At 67.8% G+C, this 9,198-nt stretch carries 6 protein-coding genes and 1 pseudogene; 1 reads left to right on the forward strand and 6 read right to left on the reverse strand.

The genetic code is table 11. The features are described from left to right. From CF68_RS37690 to CF68_RS10010, 6 genes and pseudogenes are all read right to left on the reverse strand, one after another. A pseudogene (locus tag CF68_RS37690) lies at positions 1–1,339 on the reverse strand (indolepyruvate ferredoxin oxidoreductase family protein); the annotation flags it as partial. Positions 1,340–1,451: 112 nt separating this feature from the next. Then, on the reverse strand, positions 1,452–2,777 hold the full coding sequence (locus tag CF68_RS09990; RefSeq protein WP_161786862.1) for an OmpP1/FadL family transporter: 1,326 nt from the start codon (positions 2,775–2,777) through the stop codon (positions 1,452–1,454). A 71-nt stretch (positions 2,778–2,848) separates the two neighbouring features. Beyond that, positions 2,849–3,814: a fumarylacetoacetate hydrolase family protein gene (locus CF68_RS09995; RefSeq protein WP_152548485.1), complete on the reverse strand. Its 966-nt coding sequence runs from the start codon at positions 3,812–3,814 to the stop codon at positions 2,849–2,851. Positions 3,815–3,827: 13 nt separating this feature from the next. Continuing rightward, positions 3,828–4,424 (reverse strand): VOC family protein, encoded by a 597-nt coding sequence (locus CF68_RS10000; protein ID WP_035818034.1) that lies wholly within the window; start codon positions 4,422–4,424, stop codon positions 3,828–3,830. Further along, a complete protein-coding gene (locus tag CF68_RS10005; RefSeq protein WP_035818036.1) occupies positions 4,421–6,355 on the reverse strand; it encodes an FAD-dependent monooxygenase in 1,935 nt (644 codons plus the stop codon). Before CF68_RS10005 ends, CF68_RS10000 begins: the two co-directional genes overlap by 4 nt. Further along, positions 6,352–8,241: an FAD-dependent monooxygenase gene (locus CF68_RS10010; protein WP_035818040.1), complete on the reverse strand. Its 1,890-nt coding sequence runs from the start codon at positions 8,239–8,241 to the stop codon at positions 6,352–6,354. The genes CF68_RS10005 and CF68_RS10010 overlap by 4 nt, the downstream gene beginning before the upstream one ends. A gap of 226 nt (positions 8,242–8,467) precedes the next feature. Here CF68_RS10010 and CF68_RS10015 point away from each other — a divergent pair, with 226 nt between their 5' ends. Then, positions 8,468–9,196, forward strand: coding sequence for a TetR/AcrR family transcriptional regulator (locus CF68_RS10015; protein ID WP_035818043.1), 729 nt, complete (start codon positions 8,468–8,470; stop codon positions 9,194–9,196). Positions 9,197–9,198: the final 2 nt, after the last annotated feature.

The following is a 9,198-nucleotide window of genomic DNA, read 5'->3' on the forward strand; positions in this document are numbered from 1 at the left end:
CGTCCGGCAGCCGGGTCGACGTGTTGTGCGGACAGCCCGCGCAAAAGCTGGGGCGGCGCAGCGGCGCGCCCTGCCCCGCCTCGCACGGGACCGGGGCATTCGCGTCCGGCGCGGGCGGCAGGCCCAGCAGCTCGCGGATCGCTTCGGCGACCTGAAGCACCGTCAACTCGTTGCAGATCGGCAGCACCGGCGTGCCGCGCGACGCCGACCATTCGGTCGCGCCGTCGAACTTGCCACGCACCACCGGTGGCCGCGCGAGGCGCGCATCGAACAGGATGGACTTCAGTTGTGACTCAAGCAGCGGCCGCTTCTCCTCGATCACCAGGATGGTATCGAGACCTTGCGCAAAGGTGCGCACGATCTCGTCTTCAAGCGGCCACACCATGCCGATCTTGAGGATGCGCAGCGCGGCGCCGTGCGGGCCGTCGGCATCGACCCCCAGCCGCTGCAAGGCCTGCATGGTGTCGGCATAGGATTTGCCGGCGGTGACAATGCCCACCTTCGCTGCCGGTGCGGCCCATGTCAGGCGGTTGAGCCCAGCCGCCCTGGCGAACTGCACGGCCGCCGGCAGCTTGTGCGCGTACAGGCGCTCCTCCGCGGCCGGCGCCATCTCGAAGGCGCGGATATGCAAAGGCCCGTTGGCGGCGGGCAAGTCGCCGACCGGTGCCTGCCGGCCCACGTCGACCTCGGCGGCGGACTCCACCACGTCGGTCACCAGCTTCATCCCCACCCAGCAGCCGCTGTGGCGCGACATCTCGATGCCGCGCAGGCCGAAGTCGATGATGTCCTGGACGTTGGCCGGATACAGCACCGGGATACCTGCCGCGATCAGCGAAAAATCCGACTGGTGCGCGGTGGTGGAGGACTTGGCGCTATGGTCGTCGCCCGCCAGCACCAGTACGCCGCCGGCGGCGCTGGTGCCGGCGAGGTTGCCGTGCTTGAACGGGTCGCCGCTGCGGTCCACACCCGGTCCCTTGCCGTACCAGATGCCGAACACGCCGTCCACGGTTGCCCCTGGAAAGGTGCCGACATACTGCGTGCCCCAGACCGCGGTGGCGGCCAGGTCCTCGTTCACGCCGGGCTGGAAACGGATGTTGGCCGCCTGCAGCAGCGGCGCGATCCGCCACAGCTCCATATCGAGCCGGCCCAGCGGCGAGCCGCGGTATCCGGAGATAAAGCCACCGGTATTCCTACCCAGGGCACCATCGATACGGCGCTGGTCCAGCGCGATACGCACGATGGCCTGGTTCCCCGTGAGAAAGACCTTGCCGGCCAGCTGCTCGAAGCGGTCGTCCAGCCGTGGCGACTGCAACGCCGATGGCTCCGTGCGTGCGTTCATGCCTGATCGCCTGTGATGACGCGGTTACCGCTGTGGTACAGAAAAAGACAAGCCTGCATCGAACGTACTCCGTGATGAGTGAACCGATAGGTCAGATAGGTGCCGAAGACAGTCAGAAGCGTTGCGTGTACTGCACGCCGATGCTCTGCTGCCGCGTGGCCAGGGACTCCTGGCCCGCCACGGTGGGACTGCCTGCAAGCTGCGTGGCAACGGCCGATGCCAGGGTCGAACTGCCGGCGGTGGCGTGCCCCGGAGACAAGGAGTAGAAGACCGACCACTTGCTGTTGGGCCCGGTCGCGTAGCCAAGCCCGATGGTGTAGTGCCGGCGGAAGGTGGCGGGCGCGGTGACGTTGTTCGCCGTGTCCGCGTCCGCATAGGCCGCGCTGTTGAACGACACGCCGCCCGAGACATTGAGGGCCGGCGTCACCTGGTAGCGCACGCCGACCTTGAGCACGTTCATGTCCTTCCAGCCATTGCCCGGCCCGCCACTGCTGCCGCGCAAGGCGGTGCCATCGAAGGATGGGTTGCCCAGGCCGGAGGTGCCCGAGTAGTTGATGCGCTGGTAGTCGAAGAGAAAGGAAAGATCCTGCGTGGGCGACCACTGCAAGCCCAGCAACATGTTCTCAGGGATATCCAGCCGGCCCTGGTCCGCCAGCAGACCCTCATACTCCTTGAGCCGTCCCATCCGGATACGGGGCGAGTAGGCGGCACCGAAAGCCAGCGCGTCGCTGGCGCGCCAGTACGCTCCCACGCGCACGCCCACGCCGAACGAGGACGCACTGCCCTGGTTGGTCAGGTGGTCTGGCGCCGCTGACTGCGGCGCCAGTGCCTGCAGGCCCTCGGCGCTGAACAACTGGCCGGTCAGCAGCACCGAGAAGCCGACGGAGACGCTCGGGGAGACCCGCGCCGACACCGTCGGCGCGATCGTCAGCTGCTGGATCGTGGTGCTGGCCCTGCCGCTGCCGCACAGCAGGTTGCCGCGATAGGTGGTGCCGGCGGCCGCCGGCGGCGGCGCCAGGCAGGTCGTGGTGCCATCCGGGAAGTAGGTGCCTGCGCCATTGCTGTAGCCGACGACGCTGAGCGACAAGTCGGGCGTGACCATCTTGCTCACCGCGATGTCGGCAAGCGGCACCCAGCGGCTTGCGCTGGCCGTGTGCGTGTCGAGCACCCCGCTCAGCAGCGGCGGCAATCCCGCGGCGCGGCTCATGCTGGTGCGGCCGTTGGTTGCGATCAGGTTGCCCTCGAAGCTGCTGCCAGCCCACACCGTGGTGGCTGGGTTGCTGGCACCGCCGAACGCGTCGCGGGTCGACGCCGCGGCCGCACCTGCCACGCCACGCGCTTCGGCACCGTAGCCGATCTGGAAGTAGCCGTTGTCGGCCAGGCCAAGCACTGGACGCACGGCTAGCGCGGATAGGACCATCCACTGTTTCGGGTTCACTGCTGTCTCCGATGTCATTGTTATTGGCGCGGGAAGCTCTGGGGCCGCCTCGCGTGGGGGCTGAGGTACGGCTAATGGCCGGTGATCGAGTTGGTCAGGACGCCCAGCCCGGCGATCTCCACATCGACGCGGTCGCCGTCCTCCAGGAAGCGCCATTGCTCGATGCCGGCGCAGTTCGGCACGCAGCCGGTGGCGAGCAGCTCGCCGCCGTGCAGCGTCTCGTTGGACGACGCGTAGCTGACGATGCGGTCGATGCGATGGGTCATCCCCGCAGTGCTGCCCTGCCCGCGCACTTCACCGTTGACGCGCACGGTGACATCGAGCGCGTGTGGATCGGCGATCTCGTCGGCGGTGACGATCCAGGCGCCGAGGCTATTGCTGCCGTCGAAGTCCTTGCCCTTGGCCGGGCCGGCACTCGGGCGGGCGCGCATTTCTTTCATCAGCTGCGCGCGTTCGGAGAAATCGTTGAAGATCACGTAGCCGAAGATGTGCGACATCGCCACCGAGCGGTCGATGTTCTTGCCGGGGCGGCCAATCACGACAGCAAGTTCGGCCTCGTAATCGAGCTTGCTGCCGGGATCGGGCCGGGCCACCCTGCTGCCGTGGCCGGACAGATTGAGACGGGCCCCTTTGTAGTACATCGGCGTTTCGTAAAAGGCCTTCGGCACCCTGCCCGCACCCAGCGCCCGCATCAGCAGGCCTGTGGCCGGGCTGACGCCATGGGCCATGACCTGCCCGAAGGCATTGCGCAGATGCTGCTCGTAGACGCTGAAGCAACGGATCTGCGGCGGACGGTAAGGGAGCTGGAGCTGAATCGAGCGCAGCGCGTACACCTGGTGCGCGCCGTTCCGGGTGCGGTCTTCCAGCAACGCCCGCAAGGCCGGCAGCGTGTCATGCTGATGCTCGATGAGCGCCAGCAGGCAGGCAAAGCGCGCGTCACCCGCGAAGGTCGCGGTCACATCGAGCACCCGGCCGTCGGCCAGGCCCAGTCCGACATGGCCCTTCACCTGCGCGGTGGAAAATGTGCACAATCTCACGGGCTCTCCCCTTTCAGCGCAGGGTCAGGAACTGGCGGCTGGTCACCGCGCCGGGCTGCTTCAGGTTGGCTTCCGGCTCGCCAGCCTTGTAGCGTTCGAGCAGATGCTCCGGATCGAACTCGACACCGACCGCGTTTTCCGCGAAGGCTCCCGAGCGCAGCCACACTTCCAGCGCCTCCGGCGTCTCGAAGTTGTCCACCTGCAGTTCCGCCTGGATGCCGTCGGGGTCGCGGTAGTACAGCGAGGTGGTCGGTCCGTGGTTGATGCACCATACCGGGCGAACGTCATGGCCCTTGAGCCGCTCATAGGTGTGGAGCAGGTCGCCGAGCGAGCTGTAGGTGAAGGCCACGTGGTCCAGGCCCGTGCTCTCGCGCCGGCGGGGCGAGAAGTTCGCGGCATTGATCAGCGCTAGGCGGTGATGCTCCTCGTCAAAGGACAGGAAGCAGAGCAAGGCATTGCGATACATCACGCGGGCGCCCAGCACGATGCTCCACCAGTGGATCGTTTCGTCAAACCGGCGCGTGGCCAGCACGATATGCGCGAGCTTTTGCGGCGGGCGCGCGTCCGGGTCTGGGCAGGGGATAGGGAACTGGTCCATGCTGTCGCTCATTGCATCTCCTTGATAAGGTCTGCCGCGCTCGTGGCGCGGGTCGTGCTGGATTGGGAAACCATGCGCGCCATCACCGCCTGCAGCGCCGCGCCGGGATCGGCGCACTGGCGGCGGCTGCGCCAGGCCACGATGCCGTCGCCGCGCAGCAGCAGCACGCCGGACACATCGATCTGCAAGGCTTCGGCAAACGCCGGCGCACCGATGCGGAACTGCGCATCGTCGCCGGTGCCGACCTGCGGACACGCCACGTCGATGCCCCAGGCGTCGCGCAGTTGCGCCAGCGCTGCCTGCCAGCGCACGCGCTCCTGCTCGTGGACCAGCAGCGTCATAGGCGCACGCCGGGCCAGGTCGCGCGTCGACAGCGATGCGCCATCTGTCTCACTCCACAGATGGGGAACCAGCGCGCCGGGGCTGGTCTCCGGCCAGTAGTCGGTACCCGCGTGCGGCGATTTCGCTTGCGGATGGGGCTCGCGGCAGAGGAAGCCCGTCGCATGCGCATAGCCAAGATCGGTGCCCAGCGTCACGAACACTTCCCGCTGCCGGTCGATCGCCCTGCGCACGCGGGCGCGGGTGTCGGCCCCTGCCTGGCCAGGGTCGACGAGCCGGCCCAGCGGCTTCAGGCCGGCGCCGGTCGCGGCCCGGAACAGCTTGCGCGCGGCAGGCCTGGGCAGCAGCCGGACCCAGCGGGACCGGGACAGCGCGGACAAGGTCTGGAAACCGTCCGGATCCACGCCGGTGGCGCGCAGCACCTGGTCGGCCAGGTCGCTCAGTTGCTGCGTACGGCTGGCATGCGCCTGGGCGCTCGCCGCTCTCTCGTCGGCATAGCTGGACAACAGCGCCTGAGCAAGGTCGTCGGGCACAAAGCTGCCCAGCAGGATCTGCAGCCGCCACGCCAGGCTCGCCGCGTCCTCGATGCCGTGGTTCATGCCGAAGCCGCCGATGGCGGAGAAGCCCGCTGCGGCGTCGCCAAGCAGCAGCACGCGCCCGACCCGGGTCACTTCCGCACGGCGCAGCGCCATGGTCCAGGGGCGGACGGACTGCACCCTGACCTCAACGCTGTCGTCGCCGATTGCGGCCTGCACCAGCGACAGCGCCTGCGCGGCCGGCATCCCGCCGGCGGGCTCGAGCGCAGGCAGCACCGCGGTCGTCAGCACCCAGTCCTGTTCATCGGCGGTGTGGGCGGTAAGCGTGCCCACCACCCTGGGATTGAAGATCCAGTACAAGGGGCTTGGCCGCGCTACGGTCAGCTTGCCCAACTGCGCGCGGAAATGGATTTGCACCACCGCCTGCAGCGGCGTCTGGACAGATGGCACGCCCAGCAGGCGCCGCACCGTGCTCTGCGCGCCATCGGCGCCGGCCACGAAACGCGCGCTGCGCCGCACGCTGAGGCCGCTGCGAAGTTCGCGCAGCGTCAACGTGCAGGCATGCTGGTCCTGCGACAACGACTCCAGTTCGTAGCCAGGCAGGAACTCGATCAGCGCGTTGCGTGCCACGCGCTCCCGCAGGATCGGGTCGGTCACGTTCTGGGACAAGTGCAATGGGCGGCAAGGGCCGCTACCCAGCAGGCTGGCGGTATGCGCGGGGTCATTCCCGACCGGCACGCAGCGGCCCAGGTCGGCCCCCGCCAGCGACGTGCACCAGGTGATGTAGCGCAGCTTGAGCGGTGGCGAACTGATCTCGCGCAGTTGCTCGGCAAGTTCGACATCGATGGCGCGGATCACCTCCATCGCGCGGGCGGACCAGACGTGTCCGCGCGGATGCGTATCCGCATCGCCCTGTCGCTCGACCAGCACGCTGCGGATGCCGCGGCTGGCCAGGAGCAAGGCCAGCACGGTGCCGGCCGTGCCCGCGCCGATGATCGCCACGGGAATCGGGACCGGAACGGAATGCCCATCCTGGCGCTGCGGCGCGGCTTCGGAATCGTGTGTCACTGGTGAACCTTCGCAAGTGTGTTGAAAGGTGGCCGCGTTGCGGCGAGGGGCGACGACACGGGAGCCTGAAGCACCCGGCAGAGGGCAGCGAGCACGTCCTCCGCCTGCACATCCGTCACCGAGGCATGGCGCCAGGCAATATGGCCATCGGGACGCACCAGGATGACGCCGTCCGGCAGGCCCCGGTTCCATAGGGACAGTTGCTGCTTGTCGGCGCAATGGATGACTGCGCCAATGTCCACGCCGTGCACCGGCAGGCCGCCAAGCCGCTGGCTCGCACCCGCGGCAAGCCCGGCGCATGCCTTGCCATGCCGCCCGAAGCCCGCGAGCAGGAAGTGCCCGTTGCCAACCAGGTCATGCGAAGTGGCGGACGCGCCGGAAGCGTCCTTCAGCCGGAAGTGCGGCAGGCGCCCGCCCGGGGTGAACGACTGCGCCACCCCCAGTACGGAACTTGTCGCCATTGGCGGCCCCGAGGGCATCGCCTCACTGCCGCAGACAGCCGCGCTCCGGTACACGTAGCCCAGGTCAAGCCCGAGCGTGTTGAAATGCTCCATCTGCGCTTCAGCAGCCTGTTGCACGTTGCGCTGGATGGCCGCGAACCGCGGCGTTGCCGCCAGTTGCACGCGCCGGGTGCGCGCGTCGACGGGCGCCACCAACATCCGCTTCACGGCGGACCGCAGCGCAGCGGGCAGCGCGCGGGCCGGTGCGCTGGCGCGCAATCGCGCCAGCGTCGGCAACTTGTCGTCATCGAGACCCAAGGCCGCGGTGACCTCTCGCATCTTCCAGTGGTTTGCCACGCTGACGCCGCAGTTCCTCTCGGCCACTGGCTTGCGCTCGTCACCATAGGTATCGAGCAGCCCCGGACCCGCCCTGCCCCGGATGACGTTGGCCAGCTTCCATGCCAGGTTGTGCGCGTCGGCGGCGCCTGTGTTCAACCCGAGTCCGCCAGTGGGCGGAAAGCGATGCGCGGCATCGCCCACGAGGAAGGTGCGCTGCTTGCAATAGGACGCGGCGATGTGCGCCTGCATCGTCCAGTTCGACAGCGACGTGATGCGCAAAGGCATGTGGCGATCCCCGAGCGCGGTCCGAAGCAGGCGCTCGCAGCGCGCCAGGGGAAAGTCCGCCGGCGATTCATGCTGCGGAAAATACGGCGTCATGAACACCGAGTAGCGCGCCGAATCGTGGACGATAAACGTGCCGGGCGCCGCGGCCGACAGGACCCAGAAGAGGATCGACGGACTGTCCTTGACCAGATGGCGGATATCCGCCTCGAAGTTGATGGTGATGAGATGCGCCAGGTTGGTCTCGCCAACCATGGGCAGCTCCAGGCTGCGCCGTACCGGACTACCGGCACCGTCGGCCGCGATCAGCCATTCGCTGCGCACGCGGTACACCGCGCCAGTCGCGGCCTCGCGCACGGACGACACGACGCAATGCTCGTTGTGCTCCGCGCCCTGCCAGGCATGGCCGAAGCGCGCCTGGCAGCGAACCCGGCGCGACACCTGGGCAAACAGCAGCCGCTCCAGATGATGCTGGGGAATGTTCGCGGTGCGCTTGCCGCTGGCGGCCGCCATGCCGGCAAGATAGCCGGGGCTGCCGATATCGATGCGGGCCAGGTCGCCCTCGGCAAGGTTGCGCCGCCACGTCACGAAGCGTGCATCGCCGCTATGGGTCGTGATACCGGCCAGCGCCTCGTCGGTGACGCCGATGCCGGCCAGGATTTCCTGCGTCCGGGTGTTGATGACATGCGCCTGCGGCGCGAGATGCAGGTCATCACGACGCTCGACCAGCAGCGATTCAATGCCCTGGTCCGCCAGCAGCGCTGCCATCAGCATGCCAACCGGGCCAGCGCCCACGATTAATACCGGAACTTCCACCACGCGCATCCTGCCCCCAATGTTGCTCGCCGCCTCATGGCCGCCCTGGAACGTGAATTTATATACGTATAAGTCAAACGCACACTAGTATTTATACTTATATAAGGAGGCCAGGCGAACGCGCGAGCGGACGGCCCGGCAAAGCCGCCGCCCCCGGATGGGCTGGAGGTCAGGTCCCGGCCATGTGGGAGAATGGCGACATCGCTACCGTGTGTGAAACGCGTCCCAAACCACCATGACAACTGTTGAGAGCCGACGCTCGCAGACTCCTGCCCGAAAGCGCGCCACCGAAGCCTCCGCCGCCCCGACACCAGTCGCCCGCGCCGCCGAGGTACCGGGGCGTCAGCGCCTGATCGACGCCGCCGAAATCGAGTTCACGCAAAAGGGATTCGACGGGGCGTCAGTACTGTCGATCGCAAACCGCGCGGGCGTAAAGCAACCGCTGCTGAACTACCATTTCGGCAGCAAGGAAGGGCTCTGGCGCGCGGTAGTGGAGAACGCGTACACGGGAATGCTGGCCGCGTCCAGGCAAGCAGCGGCTGCCCTCGACCGCTCCGACCCGCTCGCCCGCCTGCAGGCAGCGCTAAGGGCCTTCGCGGTGAGCAATGTCCTGCATCCGGCAGCGCACTCCCTGGTCCTGATGGAAGTCGCGCAGGATGGTCCAAGGCTGGACTGGCTGGTGGACAACTATATGAAGCCGTTTCACGACGAGCTCGATGCGCTGATCGCGGAGTGCCATGCCGCGCAACTACTCAAGCCTTACCCACCGGAACGGGCCAGCGTCACGATGACGGCCATGCTTACGGCCGTACAGTCAGCCACGCATTTGCTGAAGCGCCTCTATGGCGTCGGGCCCATGACACCCGCCCAGGCAGAACAGCACGCGGAACAGGTCATCGATGTCCTGATGAATGGCATGGCCGCCCGCAGGCCCGGCCGACGGCGGGCGGCCGGGCCGGGCTAGTT

The organism is Cupriavidus sp. SK-4 (assembly GCF_000611125.1).
Classification (GTDB): domain Bacteria; phylum Pseudomonadota; class Gammaproteobacteria; order Burkholderiales; family Burkholderiaceae; genus Cupriavidus; species Cupriavidus necator.

Bases quoted from the DNA above. Each gene is read 5' to 3' on its own strand.
- CF68_RS10000 (WP_035818034.1), bottom strand. From the start codon at position 4,424: ATGAGCGACAGCATGGACCAGTTCCCTATCCCCTGCCCAGACCCGGAC.
- CF68_RS10010 (WP_035818040.1), bottom strand. From the start codon at position 8,241: ATGCGCGTGGTGGAAGTTCCGGTATTAATCGTGGGCGCTGGCCCGGTT.
- CF68_RS10015 (WP_035818043.1), top strand. From the start codon at position 8,468: ATGACAACTGTTGAGAGCCGACGCTCGCAGACTCCTGCCCGAAAGCGC.